This window comes from Echinicola soli (genome assembly GCF_006575665.1).
Taxonomy (GTDB): Bacteria; Bacteroidota; Bacteroidia; order Cytophagales; family Cyclobacteriaceae; genus Echinicola; species Echinicola soli.
This window is the reverse complement of the sequence record NZ_CP041253.1, coordinates 5,381,036-5,407,033: the sequence shown is the minus strand read 5'-3', so window position 1 is coordinate 5,407,033 and position 25,998 is coordinate 5,381,036. Positions and strand designations below refer to the sequence as shown.

17 protein-coding genes are annotated in these 25,998 nt (G+C 47.0%); 15 read left to right on the top strand and 2 right to left on the bottom strand.

Annotated features, from left to right (window positions below; translation table 11 throughout):
- Positions 1 to 215: 215 nt before the first annotated feature.
- Genes FKX85_RS20795 through FKX85_RS20785 form a run of 3 tightly spaced genes read left to right on the top strand, consistent with a single transcriptional unit; the run spans position 216 to position 2,582 of the window.
- Entirely contained in the window at positions 216 to 872 is a 657-nt protein-coding gene (locus FKX85_RS20795; RefSeq protein WP_210416887.1) for an ABC transporter ATP-binding protein, read from the top strand.
- Positions 873 to 877: 5 nt separating this feature from the next.
- Entirely contained in the window at positions 878 to 2,155 is a 1,278-nt protein-coding gene (locus FKX85_RS20790) for an ABC transporter permease (RefSeq protein WP_141616547.1), read from the top strand.
- A complete protein-coding gene (locus tag FKX85_RS20785) occupies positions 2,148 to 2,582 on the top strand; it encodes a DUF3299 domain-containing protein (protein WP_141616546.1) in 435 nt (144 codons plus the stop codon). The genes FKX85_RS20790 and FKX85_RS20785 overlap by 8 nt, the downstream gene beginning before the upstream one ends.
- Positions 2,583 to 2,741: 159 nt before the next feature.
- On the opposite strand, the gene FKX85_RS20780 is transcribed toward FKX85_RS20785, so the two are convergent.
- A complete protein-coding gene (locus tag FKX85_RS20780) occupies positions 2,742 to 3,512 on the bottom strand; it encodes a DUF4625 domain-containing protein (protein WP_141616545.1) in 771 nt (256 codons plus the stop codon).
- 328 nt (positions 3,513 to 3,840) lie between these two features.
- On the opposite strand from FKX85_RS20780, the gene FKX85_RS20775 reads away from it, so the two are divergent.
- Positions 3,841 to 6,084: a TonB-dependent receptor gene (locus FKX85_RS20775; protein WP_141616544.1), complete on the top strand. Its 2,244-nt coding sequence runs from the start codon at positions 3,841 to 3,843 to the stop codon at positions 6,082 to 6,084.
- A gap of 16 nt (positions 6,085 to 6,100) precedes the next feature.
- Entirely contained in the window at positions 6,101 to 6,586 is a 486-nt protein-coding gene (locus tag FKX85_RS20770) for a DUF4625 domain-containing protein (protein ID WP_229239716.1), read from the top strand.
- 103 nt (positions 6,587 to 6,689) lie between these two features.
- Here FKX85_RS20770 and FKX85_RS20765 read toward each other — a convergent pair whose 3' ends face one another.
- Positions 6,690 to 9,731 (bottom strand): beta-L-arabinofuranosidase domain-containing protein, encoded by a 3,042-nt coding sequence (locus tag FKX85_RS20765; RefSeq protein ID WP_141616543.1) that lies wholly within the window; start codon positions 9,729 to 9,731, stop codon positions 6,690 to 6,692.
- A gap of 574 nt (positions 9,732 to 10,305) precedes the next feature.
- On the opposite strand from FKX85_RS20765, the gene FKX85_RS20760 reads away from it, so the two are divergent.
- The 10 genes from FKX85_RS20760 to FKX85_RS20715 all read left to right on the top strand — a co-directional run bounded on the left by FKX85_RS20760 (position 10,306) and on the right by FKX85_RS20715 (position 25,940).
- Positions 10,306 to 10,635: a hypothetical protein gene (locus FKX85_RS20760; protein WP_141616542.1), complete on the top strand. Its 330-nt coding sequence runs from the start codon at positions 10,306 to 10,308 to the stop codon at positions 10,633 to 10,635.
- A 30-nt stretch (positions 10,636 to 10,665) separates the two neighbouring features.
- Entirely contained in the window at positions 10,666 to 11,289 is a 624-nt protein-coding gene (locus FKX85_RS20755; protein WP_141616541.1) for a hypothetical protein, read from the top strand.
- Entirely contained in the window at positions 11,268 to 12,032 is a 765-nt protein-coding gene (locus tag FKX85_RS20750) for a sensor histidine kinase (RefSeq protein WP_141616540.1), read from the top strand. Before FKX85_RS20755 ends, FKX85_RS20750 begins: the two co-directional genes overlap by 22 nt.
- The gene (locus FKX85_RS20745; protein WP_141616539.1) at positions 12,032 to 12,733 is read left to right on the top strand and encodes a response regulator transcription factor; all 702 of its coding nucleotides are present in this window, start codon (positions 12,032 to 12,034) and stop codon (positions 12,731 to 12,733) included. Before FKX85_RS20750 ends, FKX85_RS20745 begins: the two co-directional genes overlap by 1 nt.
- Before the next feature lie 438 nt (positions 12,734 to 13,171).
- Complete coding sequence (locus FKX85_RS20740; RefSeq protein WP_141616538.1) at positions 13,172 to 14,035, top strand: follicular epithelium yolk protein subunit; 864 nt, start codon at positions 13,172 to 13,174, stop codon at positions 14,033 to 14,035.
- A gap of 613 nt (positions 14,036 to 14,648) precedes the next feature.
- Positions 14,649 to 15,554 carry an ABC transporter substrate-binding protein gene (locus tag FKX85_RS20735; RefSeq protein WP_141616537.1) on the top strand — a complete coding sequence of 302 codons (906 nt, stop codon included), beginning with the start codon at positions 14,649 to 14,651 and terminating at the stop codon, positions 15,552 to 15,554.
- A 52-nt stretch (positions 15,555 to 15,606) separates the two neighbouring features.
- Complete coding sequence (locus FKX85_RS20730) at positions 15,607 to 16,041, top strand: hypothetical protein (RefSeq protein WP_141616536.1); 435 nt, start codon at positions 15,607 to 15,609, stop codon at positions 16,039 to 16,041.
- 64 nt (positions 16,042 to 16,105) lie between these two features.
- On the top strand, positions 16,106 to 16,660 hold the full coding sequence (locus tag FKX85_RS20725) for a phage tail protein (RefSeq protein WP_317130654.1): 555 nt from the start codon (positions 16,106 to 16,108) through the stop codon (positions 16,658 to 16,660).
- 152 nt (positions 16,661 to 16,812) lie between these two features.
- On the top strand, positions 16,813 to 24,915 hold the full coding sequence (locus tag FKX85_RS20720) for an MBG domain-containing protein (protein ID WP_141616534.1): 8,103 nt from the start codon (positions 16,813 to 16,815) through the stop codon (positions 24,913 to 24,915).
- The gene (locus FKX85_RS20715) at positions 24,912 to 25,940 is read left to right on the top strand and encodes a PorP/SprF family type IX secretion system membrane protein (RefSeq protein ID WP_141616533.1); all 1,029 of its coding nucleotides are present in this window, start codon (positions 24,912 to 24,914) and stop codon (positions 25,938 to 25,940) included. The genes FKX85_RS20720 and FKX85_RS20715 overlap by 4 nt, the downstream gene beginning before the upstream one ends.
- The last annotated feature ends 58 nt before the right edge of the window (positions 25,941 to 25,998 follow it).

The following is a 25,998-nucleotide window of genomic DNA, read 5'->3' as shown; positions in this document are numbered from 1 at the left end:
CAGCCACCTGGTCTTGGCACTGACAAACGGGCCTGTCATGCTCCGGTTTTCCATGCTGCCGGTGAGGGCAGTGCCACACGTGAAGTGTAGTGATTATAGGAAGTCTTGGTGATGGTGTTTGGATGTTGTTCAAGGTATATCTATATATTAATTGCAACATAGTTGCGTTTAAAAATGTTGATACCTAGATTTGTAATACTCCAAATATAGAAGATATGCTTATTACCCAATCGGTTTCATTTGAATATAACAGGGACATCCAATTCGAATTTCCAGACTTGTCTGTTCGGAAAGGTGCTGATTTACTGATTCTTGGAGACTCTGGTGTGGGCAAAACGACCTTTTTGCATCTGATCGCGGGCTTATTGAGGCCAAAGACCGGTAGTATTAAGATAGGGGATACGGATATTTGTCAACTGCACGGGAAGAGACTGGATACCTTTAGGGGAGAGCATGTGGGGATCGTTTTTCAACGCCCCCATTTTATCCAGTCGCTTACATTGGAGGAAAACCTGAAAATGATCCTGTATTTGGCAAATAAACCACAGGATTCGTGCCACATCCAGGAGATCCTGAAGGGGCTGGGACTGTTGGATAAACTCAAGCGTTATCCTCGGCAGTTATCCCAAGGAGAGCAGCAGCGGGCATCCATTGCCGTGGCCGTCATTAACCAGCCAAAGCTGCTCCTGGCAGACGAACCAACCTCTGCATTGGACGACAAAAACTGCTTTGGTGTCATTGAACTCCTAAAAAGGCAAAAGTTTAAATCCAAATCCAGTTTGGTCATCATCACCCATGATCAACGCTTGAAGTCCGAATTTGCCGTTTCGGTGACACTTCCCTCCAACCACGTAGTTCCTTCCACAATCTGATTTCCATGAATATTCTCCGTTTAAGTATCAAAAATGTCATTGCCAAGCCGCTTTCCACGGGTTTGAGCCTGTTGCTGCTGTCCCTCGGGGTAGGGCTGATCTCATTGATGCTGCATGTCGACCAGCACCTCAAGGCACAGCTGAACTCCAATATTCAAGGCATAGACATGGTGGTGGGCGCGAAAGGAAGTCCCCTTCAGTTGATTCTTTCTGCCGTTTTTCAAGTGGATGTTCCGACGGGAAACATTAAGCTTTCCCAGGCCAATACACTTTTAAAAAACAGGCTGATCGATTACGGGATTCCGCTTTCCTATGGAGATTCCTTTAAGGGATTTCGAATCGTGGGCACTGACGGCCGATATCCTGAAAATTATGCGATGAAACTTGATGAAGGGCGGCTCTGGGGAAAATCCATGGAGGTGACCATCGGCGCGGCCGTGGCTGGAAAAACAGGGTTGAAGACCGGGGACAGGTTCCATGGTTCCCACGGGCTGGGAGAAGGGGGACATGTTCATGATGATCAAGTGTATTTGGTAACGGGAATATTCGAAGCTTCCGGGACCGTGGTCGATCAGTTGATCCTGACCGGTTTGCAAAGTGTATGGGACATTCACAGTAATCATGGGCAGGAGAAAGGCCATCACCAGGATGAACCCCATGGAGAGGACCATCATGGTGATGAAGCAATTCATGAACATGTCCATGAAAAAGCAGACACATCCCATCACCAGGAAGCAGACAGGGAAATTACGGCCTTACTGGTCAAGTTTAAAAACCCGCTTGGCATGGTCCAGCTTCCCCGCATGGTCAACGAGAACACCAATATGCAGGCCGCTTTGCCCAATTACGAATTGACAAAGCTCTTCAGCTTGATGGGGATGGCGACCACCACGCTCAATATGGTGGCTTTTATTGTCATCTTGGTATCCGGTATCAGTGTTTTTATCAGCCTGTACCTGGGCCTTCGGGAGCGCTCTTACGAGATGGCCCTTTTAAGGACTTATGGGGCCTCCAGGCTCCAGTTACTTCGACTGATCTTTCAAGAAGGTGTGTTCATTGCAGTTGTTGGTTTTTTGCTGGGACTGTTCTTTAGTAGGCTTGGGTTGCTGCTGGTTGGATTGCTGCTGGAATCCGAATATCACTATGAATTTTCCCCCTCAGGGCCGATTATCGGAGAAGGCTATTTGTTTTTGATGACCTTGGCCATAGGCATTCTCTCAGCGCTCATTCCAGCGATTTCCGTTTATAAAATAGACCTCTCAAAAAGCCTTTCAGATGCTTAGAACCAGTTTACTTATCCTCTTTTGCATCATTTCACTTGCAGGGTATTCCCAGACCAGGATTACGTGGAAAACATTGGAAGATGTCACGTTTACCGATAAGTATAGTGAGCAGGTGGATGCCTATTATTATTTCCCGAAATTTGGTGCTTCTGTGCTGGAGTTGGCCGACAAGGAAGTGATTATCCGTGGGCATTTGCTGGAGATCGATGCGGAGGAGGACGTCTATATCCTCTCTGCCAATCCCTTTTCGGCTTGCTTTTTCTGCGGGGCTGCAGGACCGGAATCGATCATTGAGCTAAAAGTTCCCAAGGACCATCCACAGTTCAAAATGGATGAAGTATTGACCTTCAAAGGAAAACTCAAGCTCAATGCTACCGACATCTATCAATGTAATTATATCCTCGAAGATGCTACCGTCTATAAATAGGCGCCCTATGGTTTTCAAGTGATGAACTTTATGGGATCGATTTTAGGAGAACAATGTTGTTTCATTTTCCAGGGTGGCAGTGATTGCCCGTTTGTTTATAAAAGAAAAAGGCTGACCATCTCCGGTCAGCCTTTCCTGTTCGTTTTTTCGTTGTGACAATTAATTGGCAGTGACCTCAAGGTGAGTGTCGTATTCCTGGATATTTCCTTGTTCATCTTCTACGCTGAATACCACATGGTATTCTCCTTCAGGAGCAGAAGCAGGTACGTCGATATGCTCATGGAATTCTGCTTCGGTCTGCTCATGGTAACCGTCCTCGAATACCTGGTCAAAATGCCATTCCGTTTCTCCTTCGCCTGGTGTTAATCCGTGGGCATGAATATCTACTGAAATGGCATGGATACCGTGGATGGCTTCGATCATGAAATCCACATGGAAATCAGTTCCCCTTACAATGGTTTCGTCCATATGGAATTCACTGATAGTCACCGGAGACATTACTTCCAGGTGCCCCTCTGTTTCGGTGGTATTGCCTGCATCGTCGGTTACTTCCAGTACCACATGGTATTCTCCAACAGGAGCCGTTGACGGAATGTCGATGTGCTCGTGGAAGGTTGGGTTTCTGGCCAAGTACTTTTCGTCAGTGAATGTCTGTGAAAAATCCCATTCGGTTTCCCCTTCCCCTACTTCCAGGTCATGGCCATGGATGGATACTGTAATAGAGGCAATATTTACCTCGGCTTGGATACTTGCTTCCATGTGAAGGTCGGAACCGCGGTAGGCCACAGGATCTGTAGAGTGGGTACTGCCTTCTCCAAACTCAAAAGAGGAAACTACCGGTGCATCAAAAGTTTGGTCCTCGTCGTCCTGACAGGAGAACAACACCAAGCCCAAAAGGGAGATCAGAAATGTGTGTTTAAGTTTGTTCATTTTGTAAAGAATTATGGTATAAAGATTTGTTTAGTTCGAAATGATAGACATGGTCAAAATGCCGTGTTGCCATTTTTTATTATTGCAACTTTGTTGCGCAAATATGATGCAATTATGTTGCAAAAACAAGAGTGGAAATAAATTTATGCCATTGATTCATATGAGTTATTGGAGAGATATCGTGGAAAAATGCCAGCTCATGAGGTTTAAATAAGTGATTGACTGGTAGAAAGAGCATTCCAGGAAGTATTTTATCCCGTTTTTAAATGCAACATTGTTTCAGGTGTTATTGTTTGTATATTTGCAATGAAATTGCATTTATAGTTTTATGAACCTTCTTTTACTCCTTACTGCCGTTTTAGTTGCTTCAGGGGATATCCCCCGAAGCTTCCAGTCACCAGATGTGTTTCCGAAGTACTCCAATTGGGAAGCATTGCAAGGCTTGGATACCGTAAAGGCTGCCAAACGGGATACGGTTCCCGAGTATCAGGAGCTGGAGGAAGTGGTGGTCATCGATCAGGCCGAGGTGATCAAACGGGAAGAATCCAATAGCATTGCGCTGGTCAAGCAGGACTTTATCCGGGAAAACCGCGGAGGAAGTTTGATGAAGTCCCTCGAGCGTGTTCCAGGGATCAGTATCATTGGTATAGGCTCCGGTGCTTCCAAGCCACTGATCCGTGGGCTTGGGTTTAATCAGGTGATGGTGGTCGAAAATGGCATTAAGCATGAAGGTCAGCAATGGGGCGCCGACCATGGGTTGGAAGTGGACCAGTATGCAGCCGACCAAGTAATGATCATCAAAGGGCCGGCATCTTTTAAGTATGGCTCGGATGCCATAGCCGGGGTGATCGATATCCGGGAAAAACTCCCACCCTTCGAGGAAGGAATCAGCGGATCAGTGGAACTGGGCGGGCGGTCCAATAATGCTTGGTTTGGAGGGTCGGCCAGTATTACTGCCCGAAAGGACAACTGGTTTGCAGAAGGCCGTTTTACCATGGCCGATTATGGGGATTTTAAAGTGCCCACCGATTCGGTTTTTGTTTATGATTATGGCGTAGCACTCCACGATGGCCACGTTCGGAATTCGGCGGGAAAGGAGCGGGACTTCTCTGGAAGGATCGGTTATTTGGGAGAACATTTCCGCAATACCTTATCGGTGAGCAGGGTACATACCAAATCAGGGTTTTTCGCAAATGCCCATGGCCTGGAGCCCAGGCGGGTGGATGTCTCCTTACATGACAAATCCAGCCGGGATATTCTGCTGCCTTTTCAGGAGGTGACCCATACCAAAGTAATCAACAGAGCCAGCTATGCGGCAGGAAAGCAGTTCCTCCAGTTGGACCTGGCCTATCAACGAAATGACCGAAAGGAATGGAGCCAATATGTCAATCACGGTTATATGCCTGCGGTTTACCCAGCTGAACTGCCGTATCCATCCACACTGGAACGGGCATTTGACAAAGAGGTGTTTTCGCTCAATGTCAAGGACGAGCTGTTTTTGGACAAGCACCAGCTGTTGGTGGGGGCAAGTGGGGAATACCAGCGCAATGATATTGGTGGATGGGGCTTCTTGATACCTGCATTCGACCAGTATAGTATTGGCGTGTTTGCCATCGAAAAATACCAGCTTAGCGCTCTTTGGAAGCTTACCGCCGCCCTGCGCTATGACCACAGCCTGATTAATGTGGAGGATTACCAAGACTGGTTTCCAAGCGTGAAAGATGCCTCGCAGGCAACACCGTCGGACTATTTGTTTAGGGCCGAGGATTTTCGCAGGGAGTTTAACAGTATGGTATGGTCGGTTGGGTTTAATTTTCTCCCGGGAGCCCTGAGCATAAAAGGCAATTTAGGTACTAGCTTCCGCATGCCCATTGCCAAGGAACTGGCGGCCAATGGGGTGAATTACCATTACTTCCGCTATGAAAGGGGCAACGCGGACCTTGATCCGGAACGTTCCCTACAGTTGGACCTGGGCGCCGAGCTGAAGAAGGAAAAGTGGCAGGTGTCCGTAAGCCCTTTTGTCAATTATTTCTCCAATTATATCTATTTAAATCCAACAGCAGAGCTGGACATCCTTTACGGGGCAGGAAACCAGGTTTTTAACTATACGCAAGCTGAAGTGTTGCGCTATGGTACTGAGCTAAGTGTAGTCCATCGGTTGACCCGGGAATGGAGTCTAGAGGTTATCGGGGAGTATGTGTACAGTGAGCAGAAGTCCGGTGCAAAGCTTGGTTATACGCTGCCCTTTTCTCCTCCTCCTTCCGGTATCTTTAATGTTACTTACCAGCCTGCCAGTACCGGTGGTTTCTCCAGCCCTTATTTTGCGGTGGACTTTCGGGCCACCGCTAAACAGTCCAACATCGTTCCGCCTGAAAAGGTAACCAAGGGATATCGGTTGGTCCATTTACGGGCGGGGTCTTCCATCAGGATACTTCAACAGCATATCCAAGCAGATCTACAGGTCCAGAACCTGTTCAATACCTATTATCTGAACCATACCAGCTTTTACAGGTTGATCAGTTTGCCGGAAGCCGGCAGGAATATCACCCTTTCACTAAAATACCAATTTTAAAACGATTGCTTATTTAATGACCAGTATGAAAAACTACAGCAGCTTTCTTTATTCCATCATCGTGGCAACACTATTTCTTAGTTCCTGCGGTGATGATGAAAAGCCGGGTATCGATACCGAATATCCTGAGATCGTCGTGACCGAATCGTCATTCCCTCTCCAGTGCAGTGTGTTGGAAAGGGGGTCTACCGTGCAGTTTAGAGCATCGTTTAAGGATAATGTCGAGCTGGGAGGGTTCAGCTTGGATATCCACCATAATTTTGACCACCATACCCATAGCACAGAAGTGAATGACTGTGGCCTTGATCCTGTAAAGACACCGGTAGATCCCATGTTGTTTATCCAGACCTATACCATTCCTTCTGGCCTAAAAGCGTATGAAGGTACTGCAGAAATTGAAATCCCGGAAGACATCGATCCAGGGGATTATCATTTTATGATCCGCGTGACCGATCAGGAAGGGTGGCAGACCATTCAGGGATTGAGTATTAAGATTGAATAGATGGGGAACGGTGTGTTTGGCCATTCATCTGAATGGCCAAACACACCGTTTGAGTGCAGGAAAAATGAGCGCTTTTGGAACCCTTCTTTCCTGAAAAATAAGATTACTCCAAGCTCACGTCCAGGTAAACCGAATGTCGGCCATAGGTGTCATAGAAGGGTTTATAAGTTACCCCGTTAATGGTGAAATTCAACTTTTCAGGGTCGCCGCTGATGGACTGGCCAATGTTTTTGGCATTTAGGGTTACTTTTCGCCACTCCTTTCGCGGCTCATCTTCCTGGGCCGCCAGTAATATGGGACCATAAAACAGGCTGGCAAGGTTTTGTTGGTCCATGACAGGCTCGAGGTGGAACTGGAAAGGAATCCGGAGGTCAATGGTATCTCCGTTTTTCCATTTGCGACTGATGGTGGCATAGCTTCCCGGGACAGCTTTGATCTTTTCATCTTTGCCATTTATTTTTATGGTCATGCCTTTGGTGGCCCATTGGGGAACCCTGACCTTTAGATCAAACGTCCCTTTTCCCTGAATAGTGAGCCGTGTGTGGTCTTCTTTGGGAAAAGCCGTAGCTTGGACGATGGTCACGTTCTGGTTTTTCCACTTCAGGGTGGAGGGGATAAATAAATTTACATATAGGCTCTTGTCATCGGCACTTTTGAAATAAATGGAGTTCTGTAGTTTGGTGCTGCTTTCGATGGCGGTGCCGTTACAACAAGTGAATCCCTTCATCTCCGGATTCCCAAATTGCTTGATAGATCCTGGTCTCAGGGGAACATGATAAGTGTTGGCGGGGCTGTTTTCCGCCACAGAGGCCAAAATGTGGTTGTACAGTCCCCGTTCGTAATAATCCATATACGCAGGATCCTGGTGGAACAGAAACAGGTTTCGGCTCAATTTGAGCATATTGTAGGTCGCACAGGTTTCGTTTTGCCCTCCTGCCGAGAAGCCGTTTTTGTACAAGGTTGCGGGTTCGGAGGTGAAACATTCGGCATTGGCCGGCGTACGGGCTCCGGCCACCCCTCCGATACTGTACATGTAATCATTGGTGGCCATATGCCAAAAGTTGTCTGCAATATGATAGTAGGGCGCAGATTTGGTGTTGCGGTACATCTCCAGCGTGCCCATGATTTGCGGAATATGCTGGTTGGCGTGTAGCCCCCTGAAGGTATCCACATTTTTGGCCAGTCCGTGGATATGGTCTGAGTTTCCATAAAAAACGGTGATGTTGTCAAATAATTTTGCCGCTTCCAGGTATTGAGGCTCATTGGTAATCCTGTAGAGACGCGACAAGGCCTCGTTCATTCCCCCAAACTCCCCGGCAATATAGGTGTTCCACATACTGATCAGGGTTTCGGTAGGGAGTTTTCCAAGACGTGCTGCCACCCAATATCCCATGTCTTTGGCCACTTCCAGTGCTTTTTCATTGCCACTTACTTCATAAATATCCATGAGTCCTGCCAGGATCTTGTGGAGGGTGTAGTAGGGTGCCCAGACCTGGTCTTTTTGTCCACCATATTTGGCGCCTTGTTCGAGCATAATAAACTGGTCCGGTGGGTAGGCACTGATAAAGCCCTCTCCCCAGTTCCAGAAATCGGTCCGAATACCTTCTTCACTCAAGTCAGAGTCATAGGAAGCCTTGCCCGGTCCCACGGGGACTGCAGTAGGATCAGCGGTATGTCCATTACCTGAAGAAGTTGGCTTTCCCGACATTTGGGACAATTCAAAAAGGGTATTGACCATATGCGCCATCTTTTCGGCAAAATTGGACTGAAGTGTCCGGTCATAACCGGTGCTGGCGTAAGCCTGGGCAATGGCCGTCAAGTAGTGGCCAGTCGCATGCCCGCGTAACTTGGTTTCTTGACTGTCCCAGACACCCAGTGGCTTGGAACCTGCAGGTTGCTGTTGGCCAAAGGCGTTTCGGAACATGTATAGGAAATCATCCGGATTGGTTTTGGCCAGGGTGGTGATGAATTTATCGCGGTTTTCAATGAATTTGGAGGAATGGCCATGTGTATCGGTATCCAAGGTGACCTCGCCCAGGCCAAAGGCCTCGAGGTTCTGCTCAGGGGCAGCTCCTTTATCCTTCCCTTTGATGGTTACAGTGGCCGTAGGGGCTATAGATGAACCGGGGATTTTTCCGGTAATGGTGTATTGTCCTACCTCAAGTACGGTCCGGTTGTCTTTCGGGGCGGGCCAGATGACCCGTACCATGGGGCCATCAACGCCATCACGGTACCTTCCTTTTAGGTAGCGTGGAAGTCGCGGGAGGTGGCCCACTTTCGTTTCCACCTGCACATTGTCCACTCCTGTCAGGTATTCGTTGAATAGCTGGGGGCGGTCAGCAGGAAATTCCTGGAAAACATCCTGCGGTTCTTTTCGTTCGTTTACCCTGTTTTCATCTTTGCCATAGATATTGGCTACTTGTCTTGGATTTAGTGGAATCCGGTAAATTCTGACATCATGCAGTTTGGCATTCAGGTAGGGACCATCCGTAGCCAAGGGCCTGCCAATGGAAAAGTAGTTTTGGCCCATATTGTTTCCAAATAGCTTGGACAGGTCAAGGACTACCTCATCACTTGTTGCTGCTTTTTTGCCGTTGAGGTAATAGCTGACCGACTTGGATGGAATGTCCAGGATAATGGCAATATGGCTCCACTGGCCAATGGGGAGGGCTTTCGCAAGGGTTTTATGTTTTGTTCCCGCTGCAGTGCTGATTTGAGTGATAAGACCTCCTTTGCTTCCATTTCCTGCTGGACTTACCGAAAAGTGGCTCTTGGTATCTGTCCCCATATCAAAAATTACTTGGCCTTGTCGATCGTCTTGAAGGAATACCCACCCGCAAATACTTAATGATTCCACTCCGGTCAATGTTTCGGCGGGAATGGAGACAAAGGACTTTTCTTTCCCGGAGAGGGAGAGCACATTACCGAATTTTTTGTCTTTGATAAAGGCAGCATCAGCACCTTTGACCAGGGCATGTAGGTTGTTTCGTGACCAGTCTTTGGCATCTACATCCAAGCGGTATCGGGCAATCAGGTCTGTTTCCCCGATGCCATCCAGGATCTGGTCGCCACTTTGGGCTTCAGCAATCGTGCTCAAGCAGCAAAAGGTAAGTAATATGAATGCGAGTAACCTGTATATTTTCATGATATCAATCGTTTTGCACTGTTGTCTAGTCTATTGACTTAAGCCTCGCTAGAGTGGATGAAGGCCCAAAAATGTAAAATGAGTGCCTTGCCACCATGGTGGATGGGGATAGTCCGTCAGCCTACCGTTTTGCCACGAGGTATCCATTCATAAAAGTAGCGATTATCGGCCAAGGTAAATTGCGGCATATTGGCGGAGTATGACACTATATTACCATTCTCACAAGAAGGGAGCCCCGGCTATCAATGACCTGTCTTCCTGCGATGGCCAAGGAGGGAGCATTTTGCCTGGTTTAAGGATTTGGTCGTACCAAGGTAAAACCTGTATTTTATTGTATATTCATCCAAATGTACCAAATATTGTCAAGTTGGTTTTTTTACGTTTATAACTGGCCTATTGTGATAAAAATGAGTATTAAGGTAAGCTAACGTCCGATAATTGTTGGTGAGAAGTGTGCTATAATAATCTATAATTACCAAAACATGTTTTGATTATCCTTTATTTAAGATTAGCTTGCAGTATATATTCACCCCCTATCCAAGTTTGATTCTTTTTTATCAAAAACAATAAAACTATGCAAAATACTATTCCCAAAGAGACCGCCAAGAAGTGGATGAAGCGGTGGAAGAAAATGGAAAAAGACTACAACAAAAAGACCCCTGTCAATGGCTTTTTGATACCCATGATTGACCTGAAAGAGGTGATTGCAGAAGTAGGGGCCACCAATGTACGTGCTTACCTGGGCATCGATGACAAGGATATGGAAAAGCTCTTGATCGTAGGAGTGGATGAGAACGGAAACGATATGACCAATGAGGCTCAGGGGCAATTTGTGTATGATTTCACCAAACCCTGTCCTCCGGACTGTGGAGAGATGGAAGATGATGGGCTGTTGAGCATTTAAAAGGATATCACCTGGAAACAGCTCTTGATAATGAGTGTTTATAGTGTATTGAATTACCTGAATTTGATTTCATTATCATTGGTGGTGATTTTTGGTGGGGTATACTTTCAAAAGTCGAATCTCCCCACCAAAATCTTTTCAATCACATTCTTCATCGTGTATGTTGTCCAGGTGGTCAGCTATTTCCTTGCGATCTATTCTGTCAGTAACCTGTTGCTGTTCCATCTTTATTTTGCCGCACAATTGGCAGGATATGGCCTGTTCTATTGGATGATCTTACCTTCCACCCCCTCTAAAAAGTGGTTTTTGGCATTCCTGGCAGTTTGCTTGGTGTTGGTTGGGTGGGAGTACAGTTCCAAATGGGGCAATCTGGCGCAGGTTTTTGGTGGTTACTCGTATTTTGCTATGAACATGGTGTTTGTATTTACCTCCATTTTCTATTTGGTTCATGGTGTTTTAAAGGACAAAGAAATAGAACATAAGTTCTTGAACTACGGTATGATCGTTTATGCAGGTGGAAGCTCCATCGTATTTCTACTGGGGGATAAGCTGAGCCATCTGGATTGGAGGCCTTTATTGCTCATTAACTTGTTGCTGTTTTTGGTCTTTCAAGGATTCTATTTTACACAGCTATGGAAAGTACGGAATTCGTAAGGTACATATCACTAGCCATTGCGTTGGTGGTGGTCTTGGTAGTGGCCGTTATCGTTTCCTTGGAGCTTTTCAGGAAGAAAGTTATTCAAGAGAAAATGCGGAATGCTGAGCTCAAGCTGAAGCATCAGACCGAATTATTACATACAGTGATCCGGTCACAGGAGGAAGAACGCCGCAGGGTATCGGATGTGCTGCACGATGATATCGGCTCTAAATTGACCACTATCAAGCTGAGCTTATATCAGTTGTCAGCTGGGGACAAAAATGGATTGCTGCCCGATTTGCTGGCACTTTCAGAAAAGGTAATCGCCAGTACACGCGAACTCAGCCACGCCTATTCACCGATTGTCTTAGAAAAATTCGGACTGGAAGCGGGAATTGCTGAACTGCTGGATGATCTTCCCCAGACTGAAAATGGTCTCAAGGGGGAGCTAGAGGCTTCCATGCAGGAAGAATTATTGGACCAGGAGAGCAGATTGGTCCTGTACCGGATCACCCAGGAGCTCCTGAACAATACCGTCAAACATGCAGATGCCTCGGAAGTCCATATCAATATCCAAATAGGACCTGAGGGAATTGATTATTTGTATAGGGACAATGGGAAAGGCTTTGATGGAAAAAAGGCAAATGCCGGTATCGGGATGCTAAATATCCAAAACAGAGTGGCCATGATGGAAGGAGAGATGGAGCTGCTTTCCAAAGTAGGCCATGGTTTTACATTGACGATAAAAAAATCTTATTAATGGAGAAAAAAATACGGTTAGCCTTGGCCGATGATGAACGGCTTTTTCGATCTGCACTTTGCCATTTGCTGGAGCATACAGGAAGTTATAAGGTAGTTTTTGATGTGGGAAACGGTGTTGAACTGATAGAAAAGTTGGCCGAGCTCAATGGTGAGCAGGGATTTCCCGATATCATCCTGATGGACCTAAAGATGCCCGAAATGAATGGCGTGGAAGCGACCAAGGTGATCGCCAAAAAGTACCCGGACGTCAAAGTGGTAGCACTGACCACGCACATGGGCAAAGCTTTTATCCTCAATATGCTAAACCTCGGAGCTGCCGGATATATCACCAAGGATTCCAGTCCGGAAGCCATGCTGGAAGTGGTCAGGGAAGTGGCAGACAAGGGTTTTTTCTACAGTAATGAAGTCCTGCAGATCATTAATGGAGACTTTCATAACAGGAATAAGAAGAACAGCACTTCGGAGTATGATGCGGGGTTTATTACCAAAAGGGAAAGGGAAATTTTGTTGCTTCTCTGTCAGCAGTACAGAACCCAGGAAATTGCCGAAAAGTTGTTTTTAAGTGAACGGACCGTGGAAGGACACCGCAATAACCTGCTAAGCAAGACCAATTCCAAGAATGTGGTGGGATTGATCGTGTTTGGCCTGCAGCATGAGATTATTGATGTTTCTGATTTGACGGACCCTTTGAAGGACTGACCTTTACGGGAACCATGGTTCCCGATTTTTTTGACCTTGGTATTTTTTTTAAGAAAGAGGCACAGGTGAATGCATTATTTAATGCTTTGCCATCAGGTATTTATACCCAAAAGAAAAGGCGGAAATTTTTACGCTGTTTTAAAAACTTATTTTCATAGACCTTTGAAATAACGAAAAGAATAATCCTTTGGCTTTGACTGCCCTGGGGAACACCACCCGGGGAAAAGTGTTCATTTTGTGCCAAGGGAGCAGACCACGCCAACGGTTACAGGTGATTTTAGTATGCCTGTATTTTTAACAGCAACAAGGTTTTTGTTGTGATGCTGATGGTTGTTGAAACAATGGCCATGGGCAGCTTTGTAAGCTGGGAGGATGCCGAAAATCCCTATAAAAGAGTAGGCGATACCAAGTTTTTTTAACCATTAAATTCTTAATGACATGGGAATTAGCATTAGTATTATCGCAGGACACGATGAGTCCGTTTCAAGTGTGAATGCAAGCGGTACCGTCCAACACGTCATCACCGACGAAGAGAGAACTACCTTTAAACTAGGGAGCAAACAGCTCAAGGATGCTGTCAAAGCATACTTTGGCAAATCGCCAAACGATGCCTATTTGCACAGTCCAACGCCCTGGGGCGATTTGTACAAAACCTACAGTTGGCCTCAGGTGCAGATGGTACTGGTCGTCCAAAGTGCGGAGATCTTGGGGATCACCTCGGAGCCGGTGATCGTCAAGACCCAGGAGTTTACCAATGAGAGCAGTAAAAAGGGGACATTTAACGTAGCCATTTCGGATTCGGTGAACAATACGACCAGCTCCAATTGGAGCACCGGGGGGACACTTTCGGTGGGCCAGAAGTTCAGTTACGACGTAAAATTCCTTGGCGCCGGAGGTGGAGGGGAGACTTCGCTTTCCTATAGCCAATCCTGGGGGATAGGCGGCCAAGAGTCCAAATCCATTACTGTCGGATCGACTGCTGGAGTCAGTGTCGAACTGGATCCGGGACAATCCATCCTTGCAGAACTTTCTGCCAGTAGGGGGGTGATGAAGGTGAGGATACGCTATAATGCCTACCTGATAGGCAATACTGCTATCAATTATAACCCAACCTATAAAGGGCACCACTTCTGGAGCCTTGGGATTGGTGGAGTGATGTCTTCAGGAGGAATCCAAAACTCCGTTCAATCCACTGAAGATATTGAAATCGGATATTACTCCAATTCAAAAATCGAACTGAAGGATAAAACCAATGGCAAGTTGGTGCGTGAAAGGGTGCTTGCCGATGAGGTGGGCGTTTAATCTTCAAATGAAGGAGGGCAGGAGATTTTCTCCTGCTACTTCCTTTTTGATGATAACATTTTTTTGGTTCTATATGATTTACTGAGGGTGACTTTTTACATTGTTTGCCAAATTCCAGCGTGGCTTTCACCTCATCACCTTTGTTACTTTTTCCTACAGGTGAAAAAGTAACCCAAACCTGTCCGCCTGTGGAGGAAACCCCACGGCGGTGAGCTGTTTGACTAAAATCAAAGCCTGCACTCGAGCAGGAAAACTCCTCTATTTGGGCAGCCAATCAGCTTTTTATGCTGATTCATGTCAGGTCTATCTGGCTGCTAGACAGGCAAGCCTGCGCCTTTTCCACCCCACTTCTTTGATTTTTTAACCTCAAATACCTCAAGGCAGAACAGAAAATTCTCCCTTGAAAGGATCATACATCACCTGTAAAATAACTGGCCTCTTATGGTTGTCCACTATAATCCATATAGAGCCATTTTTTTGGCCGTCATAACCAGGTATTTCTACCTGATTTAGTGAATAGGGATTTTTGCGCTGTTACATGGGGTAAGAATAGGGCAAATTTGTACTTACCAACATGAGTAAAAAGAAATAGATAGTAAAAGTGTTTTTTTTGATGATGAAAGTAGGATTGTTTATACCGTTCTCAGGCCAGGTTTCCCACGTTCAACAGGAAATCCGAAACGGCCTGGGAATCGGTGTAAACAGTGATGAATGGGAAAGAGTGGACTTTGCCGTCCAATATTACCAAAGCAATGTGCAGGAAGATCTACAATTGGCCCTACTACACCTTGAATCAGTATCCGGTGTATCGCTGATATTGGCGGTGATGGACAGAAACCACGAATCGGCCATGATGGCTTGTGTTAAAAATTGTCGTTGTCCCATTGTGCTGATCAACATGATCAAAAGTAGGCCTGTTCGGGATCATGGGCTGAGACATGTTTTTATGAACAGCCTCTTTTTGTCTTCCAGTCAATTTGTATTGGCCAATTTTGTTAGGGATTTATTGGATCAGCAGTCTTGTATTTGCCTTAGTGAGATAGGGGGGATCACAGGTCTTTGGGATAGCCTTTCGGGAGCAGATCACATAAAGGGAAACCTGATGGGCTATTGTCAAGATGCTTCCGATTTGATAAAGGTACTGGAGGTCAGCAGCAAGTCCCTGTTTTCGGCATCTACTTGGTTCCGAGAGCTTCAAAATGAGGCCAATGTAGAATTTGTGGAGCATTACCAACGGCGTTTTGCAGCAATTCCATCTCCGTTTGCGCTGCTTGCCTATGAAATAGGGTTACTGTTGAGGAATCAGTATCAAAAAAAGTATCCCCGATCACAAAATAGCATTGTATCGGCTTTGCGTCGAATAAACGTGACAGGGCCACGGGGAGCGATCAATCTCCGTGCGGACTGCCAGCGGTCCAGTGTGGTTTATGTCTCCAAGGTCGGCACAAGACATAAAGGTGGAGATGACAAGAGGGAGATTGTTTGTAGAGAGGAGTATAGGGAAGCAAGTTGCGGATGAGGTGTATGGACAATATTAAGTTGGGCCAGTAAACGAATCAGGCATTTAAGGTATGGACTTATTGAGGTATAAAATATTGAACTGCGGACTTGCCCACGAGGTGTATGAATCTGAGGACGAAGAAAGTGATGGTCAGCAGAAGCCTGGGAAACGAAAGGGATTTTGTCCCCCGGACGCTCGGAAAAGCCGCCTAAGCTGTGCACACAGCATGGCCTGGTTTGATTTTTTAAGGGATTTGCAACAGGATCCTGAAAAATACCAATCAGATCGCGTGCAGATCATATTAAGTGGCATGGATGCTTTAAGGACGCAGCTATTCAGGCTGGACCACCAAAAAAGTAAGCTGGAAACCGAAAAGAAAAATGACCTGGATCATTTTTCCGTTCAACAGAAGCTAACGCGGCTTTCAGAGAAGTACGACAAGGTAATTGAAGAAATGGGGAGATTGCTCCAAAAGATTAAAAAAGAATACCAAGATCAAATTTGACAGGAAATAGCAATTACACAAAAATCAATTTTTAACCTAAAACAACGAAAAAATGGACGAGTACATGGCATCAATAAAAATGTTTGCAGGGACCTTTGCCCCGAGAGGGTGGATGTACTGCGAGGGACAGCTGCTTCCTATTTCACAATACCAAGCACTTTTTTCACTGCTGGGGACCACTTATGGTGGAGATGGCAGGACTACTTTTGCGCTGCCCGACCTAAGGGGAAGGGTGCCTGTTGGCCCAGGGCATGGCCCAGGATTGTCCGACTATAGATTGGGGCAAAAAGGCGGTGTCGAAACCAATACGCTTATGACAACCAATTTACCTTCCCATGGTCACTCGCTGGCCCCGGTCACGATCAAGGCAAGTGCTTCACAGGCTACCGAGCAAATTCCCGGAACCAATGGAGCGAATACCATAGCGGCCCCCATGGCAACAGGTAGGCCAGCACAAGGTTTTAACAGTGAAGCACCAAGCGTCTCGTTGAATACCGGCAATCAGACGGTTTCCGAAACAGGGTTGACTGGGGGTAGTATTCCGGTGAACAATATTCAGCCCTATACCAGCATCAGTTTTATCATTTGTGTGCAGGGGATCTTTCCTCCCCGGGATTGATCATGGAATAATAATTTGGGGAAAAGGCAGGGGAAGTGTTTCCCCTGCCCTTACCTGTTTGTGAACATTGCGGTCTTGCCCATTTATACATTGCTTTGACGGAATCTGCCAGATTACCTGGTCAAGTTCAGTTGGCCCTCGATACAGAAACTATGAAACACATTTACTACATACGACATTTTAAGGAGTTCCTATTATTTGCCTTGGGTTTGCTTTGCTGTTTTCAGGTAAATGGGCAGACGTTTACGGAGACGTTTGATAGTGGGCCAGATGGGGTCATATCCTTGATTAAGTCAATTGGTGGGGTTGATTTTCACTTTGAATTTACAGATGAAGGAGGCGGAGGAGATTTTGCCCACATTCCAGACTATGGATCAGGGAATTCGCCTTCTCTCGATCTACTTTCTACAGATCTATCTACCAGTACAGCCGAAAAAGTAATCATATCGAGAGTTGATGGGGGATTGTTTGAATTAAACGGCTTGTTTCTAAGGAATGATGCAGGTTCTACCGTAACAATACAAGGATATGCATCAGGAGTGCCCGTGGGATCTCCCCAATCGGTTTCTTTAGGGTCTTTTCATTCGTTGATTTTTAATGTTGTGATAAATGAGGTTCATCTTACATCAACGAATTTTTATCAGGTCAACTTGGATGATTTTACTTATAGTGTGGCAAGTGCTGCCAATGCCGACCCTACCATTACCGGCTTGCCCACAGATGTTACGGTAGCGGAAGATGCTACCACCGATGTGTTTGATATTTCCGCTGCCACCATAAATGATCCAGATGCAGGTGCCGGGGACCTTACCCTGACCTTGGAAGCTACCGGGGGGATTCTTGATATTGCCGCTGGTGCCGGGATCGAAGTGACAGGACAACTTACCGACGTATTTACGGCGACTGGTACCTTGACCGATTTGAACAATTATATTGATACTCCCTCAAACATTTATTTTCGACCTGACGCTAACCTCAATGGAAATAATGCCGCTAGCGTAAGCGTCTATATCAGCGATAACGGCAATACGGGCACAGGAGGAGGAAGTAAATTATTTATCGGAACAGTGAATGTGGATATTCCTGCTGTAAATGATCCGCCTGACATTTCACTTCCCGCTTCAGTGACCGTGGATGAAGACGTCAGCACTGCACTGACGGGCATTAGTTTTTCAGATGTGGATGCAGGTTCTGGAAGCGTTTCCGTGCAGTTTGGGGTGGGAGCGGGAACCCTTTCGGCAACTTCCAGTGGGGGAGTGACTGTTTCTGGCGGTGGTTCGTCATCCATCACACTGACAGGTACCATTGCCAGTATCAACACCTATATAGCTGGAGCCAACGTGGAATTCCAAAACCAGTCAGGAAATTTGGCCGATCAGGCACTTTCTATCTCTATAAATGACAATGGTAACACCGGATCGGGAGGCAGTTTGGGCGATACTGAATCTATGACGATTAGCATTACGGCAGGAAATGCTTTACCTATTGCTTCCAGCTTTAGCACCTCTAATGGGCCATATGAAGATTTGGTTTATACTTTTTCGACTTCGGATGTTGGCTATTCGGACAGCGATGGAGATCCGCTGGACCATCTGCTAATCGAAGCGATTCCCGGATCCGGGACACTGTTTTTGGATGCTGATAATGATGATGTTTATGATGGCGGTGAAGAAGTAAGTGCCAACCAACAGATCAGCAAGGCGGATTTGGATGCCGGAAACTTACAGTATATCCAAAATGGAAGTACCAATACCTCATTTCAGTTTGAAGTAAGTGACGGTACAGATACCAGCTTGGGGAATTACATGGCCTCTATAATTGTGATTCCTGTTCCTACTGTCACGTTAAGTGTGAACCCATCCTCTAAATCAGAGGACATTGGCAGTACCACGGTCGTGACCGCTACGCTTTCCAATAGCTATGGAGCCAATACGGAAGTAAATCTCTCCTTTAGTGGTACTGCTACGCACTTAGTAGATTATAATCGTGGCAGTTCGAGCATTACCATTCCCACGGGAGGAACTTCCGGAACGCTGACCCTTCAAAATATCAATGATGACCTGTATGAAAATCATGAAACGGTCGTCATGGATATCAGTTCTATTACCGGCGGCACAGAAGATGGAGTCCAACAGGTTACCTATACTATTACCAACGATGATGCCCAGCCCAATGCCTCTTTGGAAGTGCTGGATTATGGAAATCCCATCACCAATGAAGCAGGTGGACAAGCCTATGTGAGAGGGAAGTTAGACAATCCTGCAGGGGTAACGGTATCCATTCCATTGCTCTTTTCCGGCACCGCAGTTGGTGGGGGGACGGACTATACCATGACTGGAAGCGTTATTACGGTGGCTCCAGGTGAGACCATGGACAGTATTCGTGTAACTTCCAATTACGATGGTATAGAAGAGGGTGATGAGACGGTTATCATTGATATGGATACTCCCACCAACGCCATAGAGGATGGTAGCCAACAAATTATAATCACGATCCAAGACGAAGACCTTAGCCCGCCCTCGGGATATAGTGTGAGCATTGACCAAGCCGAGTTTAATGCATCCAATCAAGCTGCTGCAAGCGCTACCTTGGCCGGGGCGGAGGTTGGTTCGACATACAACTATACCTTCAGCAGTGATGGTGGAGGGACCAATGTGACTGGATCAGGAAACGTATCCACTCCAACAGACCAAATTACCGGTATCGACCTGAGTTCCCTAGGAGATGGCGATATTACATTGACCGTGACTTTAACGGATACTTTTGGGGGTACAGGTGCTGCTGTTACAGATTCTGCAATAAAGGATTCTTCCGCTCCTTTTGGATATAGTGCTTCGATAGATCAGGGATTTATAAATTTCAGCAACCATTCTTCGTGCAGTTTTACCTTTTCCGGTGCAGAAGTGGGAGCTACCTACCAGTATACCTTTAGCAGTTCCGGGGGAGGTGCCCATGTCACTGGCTCAGGAACCTTGGCCACTGCGACCGACCAGGTAACAGGGATTGATCTGAGTGGATTAACCGATGGAACGATCACCCTTTCAGCTACCTTGACAGACAGTTTTGGGAATACAGGAAGTGCCGTTACCGATACCAAAACCAAAGATACTGCGGCACCCTCCGGTTATTCGGTCTCCATGGACCTATTGGGAGAGTCAGTTATTAATGTTATCAATGAAACCAACGTTGAATTTTCAGGAGAAGACCTGGAAGTAGGGAGTACACTGTTTTATTCCTTCCAAAGTGATGGTGGAGGATCCACTGTCTTAGGGTCAGAAACCGTTAACGCTACAAATCAACAATTTGATAACGGGGGCGCTGGATTTGATCTTTCAGGACTGAGCGATGGCAATGTCACCTTGACGGTTTATTTAACAGATGGAGCAGGAAATCAGGGGTCAAATGCCACCGATTCCGAAACAAAGGATGCTGACCTTCCTTCGGGTTATTCGGTAGCTTGGGATGATGTGCTGGTCAATGCAAACGAGGCAGCATCCACCGGTTTTACCGTTTCTGGCGCAGAGTTGGGCTCTACACTGAACTACAGTATTTCCAGTAGTGGAGATGGCAATACCGCTGTATTGACAGGCAGCACTTTGGTGAGCAATGGTATAATGCCTTTTCCAGTTGATGTAAGCAGTTTGACCGATGGTGTTTTGACCGTGACGATAACACTTACCGATGCGGCAGGCAACTCCGGTGTGATGTCCTCGGACAATAGTGCTGTGTTGGACCAAACCGCACCTAATGGTTATTCGGCAGTAATAGACCAAGATCCAATTGACGAGTCCAATCAAGGTGCAGGAAGCATCACCTTTTCCGGAGCAGAAGTTGGTGCTGAATATCAATATAGCATTGGTAGTGCTGGTGGTGGAAGCCCGGTTATAGGAACAGGTACCATTGCTTCGGCCTCATCCACCATTGCAGGTATTGATTTGTCTGATCTTGAAGACGGAGTAGTTACACTCAGCATTTACTTGACTGACCCGGCAGGAAATCAGGGGCCTACTGTAACTGATGCCAGTACAAAAGATACCAATGAGGCACCTGCTGCCAGTGGGCTTTCCATAGCCGGAGAGCCTACAGTGGAAAAAACATTGACGGCCAGCTATACCTTTAGCGATGCTGATGGAGATGCCGAAAGTGGTTCTGTTTATCAGTGGTACCGATCCGACGATAATGCAGGAACTGGTAAAACGGTTATCTCAGGGGTAAATAGCGATCAATACACCTTACAAACAGCAGATCGGGGAAAATACCTCAGCTTTGAGGTGACGCCAAATGATGGTCAAGATGCAGGCACTACAGTAGAGAGCACTTGGGAAGGCCCGGTGAAGGCAGGTCAAATAATCTCCTTTGGGGCGATAGCGTCCAAGACCTATGGAGATGCAGACTTTATCTTAGGAGATGCCCAAACAGATCAAGGTCTTCCCGTAACCTATGTGGCCGATGATCCATCTGTGGTCAGTATCAGTGGAAACCAAGCTACTGTCCTTAAAGCGGGAATGACACAAATTACTGCCACCCAAAACGGAGATGGTACCACCAACGCAGCTACTCCGGTAACCCAATCCTTAACGGTCAACACTGCGACATTGACAATCACTGCTGAGAACCAGACCAAAGGTTACGGTACCCCGGATCCTGTCTTAACGGTTGACTATGCAGGATTTGTCAATGGCGACGATGAGGAAGAATTGGGCGGGACGCTCAGTGTTTCCCGAGCGTCAGGAGAGGAAGTCGGTACCTATGCGATCACGGCATCGGGTTATACTTCTTCCAATTACACGATTGGCTATACCGATGGCAGTTTTGAAATTACACCGGCAACCTTGACGGTAGCGGTGCAAGATGCCTGGAAAGTATATGGAGCTTCAGATCCATCTTTGAGTGTTGACTATGTCGGATTTGTCAATGGCGACGATGAGGATGATTTGGGCGGGACGCTCAATGTTTCCCGTGCGCCAGGAGAGGAAGTCGGTACCTATGCGATCACGGCATCGGGTTATGCTTCTCCCAATTACACGATCAGCTATGCCGATGGCAGCTTGGAAATTACACCGGCAACCTTGACGGTAGCGGTGCAAGATGCCTGGAAAGTATATGGAGCTTCAGATCCATCTTTGAGTGTTGACTATGTCGGATTTGTCAATGGCGACGATGAGGATGATTTGGGCGGGACGCTCAATGTTTCCCGTGCGCCAGGAGAGGAAGTCGGTACCTATGCGATCACGGCATCGGGTTATGCTTCTCCCAATTACACGATCAGCTATGCCGATGGCAGCTTGGAAATTACACCGGCAACCTTGACGGTAGCGGTGCAAGACGCCTGGAAAGTATATGGTAATGTCGATCCATCTTTGAGTGTTGACTATGCCGGATTTGTCAATGGCGACGATGAGGATGATTTGGGTGGGACGCTCAGTGTTTCCCGTGCGCCAGGAGAGGAAGTTGGCACCTATGCGATCACGGCATCGGGTTATGCTTCTCCCAATTACACGATCAGCTATACCGATGGCAGCTTGGAAATTACACCGGCAACCTTGACGGTAGCGGTGCAAGATGCCTGGAAAGTATATGGAGCTTCAGATCCATCTTTGAGTGTTGACTATGTCGGATTTGTCAATGGCGACAATGAGGGTGATTTGGGCGGGACGCTCAATGTTTCCCGTGCGCCAGGAGAGGAAGTCGGTACCTATGCGATCACGGCATCGGGTTATACTTCTTCCAATTACACGATTGGCTATACCGATGGCAGTTTTGAAATTACACCGGCAACCTTGACGGTAGCGGTGCAAGATGCCTGGAAAGTATATGGAGCTTCAGATCCATCTTTGAGTGTTGACTATGTCGGATTTGTCAATGGCGACGATGAGGATGATTTGGGCGGGACGCTCAATGTTTCCCGTGCGCCAGGAGAGGAAGTCGGTACCTATGCGATCACGGCATCGGGTTATGCTTCTCCCAATTACACGATCAGCTATGCCGATGGCAGCTTGGAAATTACACCGGCAACCTTGACGGTAGCGGTGCAAGATGCCTGGAAAGTATATGGAGCTTCAGATCCATCTTTGAGTGTTGACTATGTCGGATTTGTCAATGGCGACGATGAGGATGATTTGGGCGGGACGCTCAATGTTTCCCGTGCGCCAGGAGAGGAAGTCGGTACCTATGCGATCACGGCATCGGGTTATGCTTCTCCCAATTACACGATCAGCTATGCCGATGGCAGCTTGGAAATTACACCGGCAACCTTGACGGTAGCGGTGCAAGACGCCTGGAAAGTATATGGTAATGTCGATCCATCTTTGAGTGTTGACTATGCAGGATTTGTCAATGGCGACGATAAGGAAGATTTGGGCGGGACGCTCAGTGTTTCCCGTGCGCCAGGAGAGGAAGTTGGCACCTATGCGATCACGGCATCGGGTTATGCTTCTCCCAATTACACGATCAGCTATGCCGATGGCAGCTTGGAAATTACACCGGCAACCTTGACGGTAGCGGTGCAAGATGCCTGGAAAGTATATGGAGCTTCAGATCCATCTTTGAGTGTTGACTATGTCGGATTTGTCAATGGCGACAATGAGGGTGATTTGGGCGGGACGCTCAATGTTTCCCGTGCGCCAGGAGAGGAAGTCGGTACCTATGCGATCACGGCATCGGGTTATACTTCTTCCAATTACACGATTGGCTATACCGATGGCAGTTTTGAAATTACACCGGCAACCTTGACGGTAGCGGTGCAAGATGCCTGGAAAGTATATGGAGCTTCAGATCCATCTTTGAGTGTTGACTATGTCGGATTTGTCAATGGCGACGATGAGGATGATTTGGGCGGGACGCTCAATGTTTCCCGTGCGCCAGGAGAGGAAGTTGGCACCTATGCGATCACTGCATCGGGTTATGCTTCTCCCAATTACACGATCAGCTATGCCGATGGCAGCTTGGAAATTACACCGGCAACCTTGACGGTAGCGGTGCAAGACGCCTGGAAAGTATATGGTAATGTCGATCCATCTTTGAGTGTTGACTATGTCGGATTTGTCAATGGCGACAATGAGGGTGATTTGGGCGGGACGCTCAGTGTTTCCCGTGCGCCAGGAGAGGAAGTTGGCACCTATGCGATCACGGCATCGGGTTATACTTCTCCCAATTACACGATTGGCTATACCGAAGGCAGTTTTGAAATTACACCGGCAAGCTTAACGGTGAGGGCAAATGATCATGTCAGGATCTTTGGTGTCAATGATCCAAACCTCACCTACCGGGCAACGGGATTTGTCAATGGGGACGGGTATGAAGTCTTTACCGGGAAATTGGATCGTTCATCTGGAGAAGCCGTGGGGACCTATGCCATCGGCAGGGGAAGCCTAACAGCAGGGAAGAATTATCTGTTGCAGTTTGAGGGAGCCACCTTGACCATCGAGTCCATTGAGGTAGTGGCATTTTATGAGCAACCGGTGGTGGAAGTAGATTGGGGGACCTTACCGGATCAAATCCCGCTTTCCGGGGAAGTGCTGGTGAGAACGCGTCATGATGAAATAATCAATTTACCGGTCGTTTGGGACAGGACTTCCATTGCCCCAAGGAGCAGGGGAAGCTATACAGTGGAAGGAAACATTACCCTTCCGGAAGGGGTAACCAATACCGCTTCTGGCCCCTACCAGGAGGTGATCGTCTTGCCTAAGCCTGCTCCTGAAGATATAGTCTTGGACAATGATAGCTTTACTGCCGAAGTAGGTCGGAGCCAAATAGCCGTAGGTGCGCTTACGGTCATCGATCCAGTGGATGACCAGCATTCACTGGCCCTAGTGGGGGATGCCATGGACAACGCGTATTTCGACTTGTCAGGAACGACCCTGTTCTGGAGCAGCATGGAAGCATTACCGGGCAAAAAGGCTTTTGAGGTACTTTTAGAAGCGGCCGATGCAGATGGGAACAAGTTTGAAAAGTCATTTGTGATTAACCGCCTCAGGGTGCCGTTCGAAGAGGTAATGATCTATAACACCTTTACGCCAAACCAAGATGGCGCCAATGATACCTGGGGAGTAGAGGAACTAAAATTCTACACAGGGGTGAGGATCATGGTCTTTGAGCGAAGCGGTAACAGGCTGTTCTATTCCGAAGATCCTGAAGAGCGCTGGGATGGTCAATTCAATGGAAAGGAAATGGCAGCAGGATCTTATTTCTGGGTGATAGAAGTGGGCGAGACCGGCGAAGTGAGAAGAGGAACCTTAAACTTATTGAGGAGATGAAAGGAATCGGCAAACGTATCGATCAGCAAGGACAAAGCAGTGTACTAACCAATAACCAGTTTATCAAAATGAACAAAATAGCCATTTCAATACTGTTTTTAATGTTGGTAGGTTCATCGGTGGTTATGGGCCAGTCCAGAAAGTACATCAGCCAGTTCAACTTTTTCCAGAGTTATTATAACCCCGGTCTGACAGGGTATGAGGGCAGTACCCTTCGTGGGTTTGTAAGAAACCAATGGAGTGGATTTGAAGGGGCGCCCAAGACCATGTTTTTTAGTGGGGAGTTGGACTTTGCCGAGATGAAGGGAAGTGAGGATCCTGCTCTGATGGGAAAAAATGCCGTTGGGCTGAACCTGTTGTTTGATCAATATGGAGCGTTTGATGAGACAGGTCTTGTGGTGTCCTATGCCAGTAGGGTGAGGTTGACGGCCAAACACAACCTAAGGCTTGGAGCTGGGGTAAGTTATACCAACGTAAGATTGGACGGTACGGCCATGACCGTGGAGGAGCAGGCTGATGATGTCCTAAGCAACTATATTGGAGGCTTCTCGGACATGCAAATTGTTGATGTTAACCTGGGACTGGCTTTGACCCATGCCAATTATTACCTTTCCTATGCCATGCACCAGGTGAATGGCGGGAAGATTTCCAGCGGGGATGATTTTATGGAGGGCAGGCCGATCAATTATATTGTGCAGGCAGGGTACCGGGAAGCCCTGGGCAACAACATGGCCATAAGCTCGAACTTCTTTTTCAGGTCCCAGAAAAATTTACCTGATAATGTGGAATTCAACGTCAAGGCCTTGTTTATGGACAGGTTCTGGATAGGAGGCGGGCACCGGATCGATTACGCCAATAACCTCCAGGCAGGATTGATCTTTGATAAATTTAAACTGGGCTATGTGTATGAATTCCCGACCAACGGGAGTTACCTGTTACCAGGCACTACCCAGGAATTTATGGTGGTCTTTAACCTGTTCCGGAAAAATGAGCGAAGACAGCCAGATGAGGTGTTGATATGGTAACTAAAAGCGTTCTGCCCACACCTGATGGAGGTGGTTTTAACTCGATTCAATAAGACGG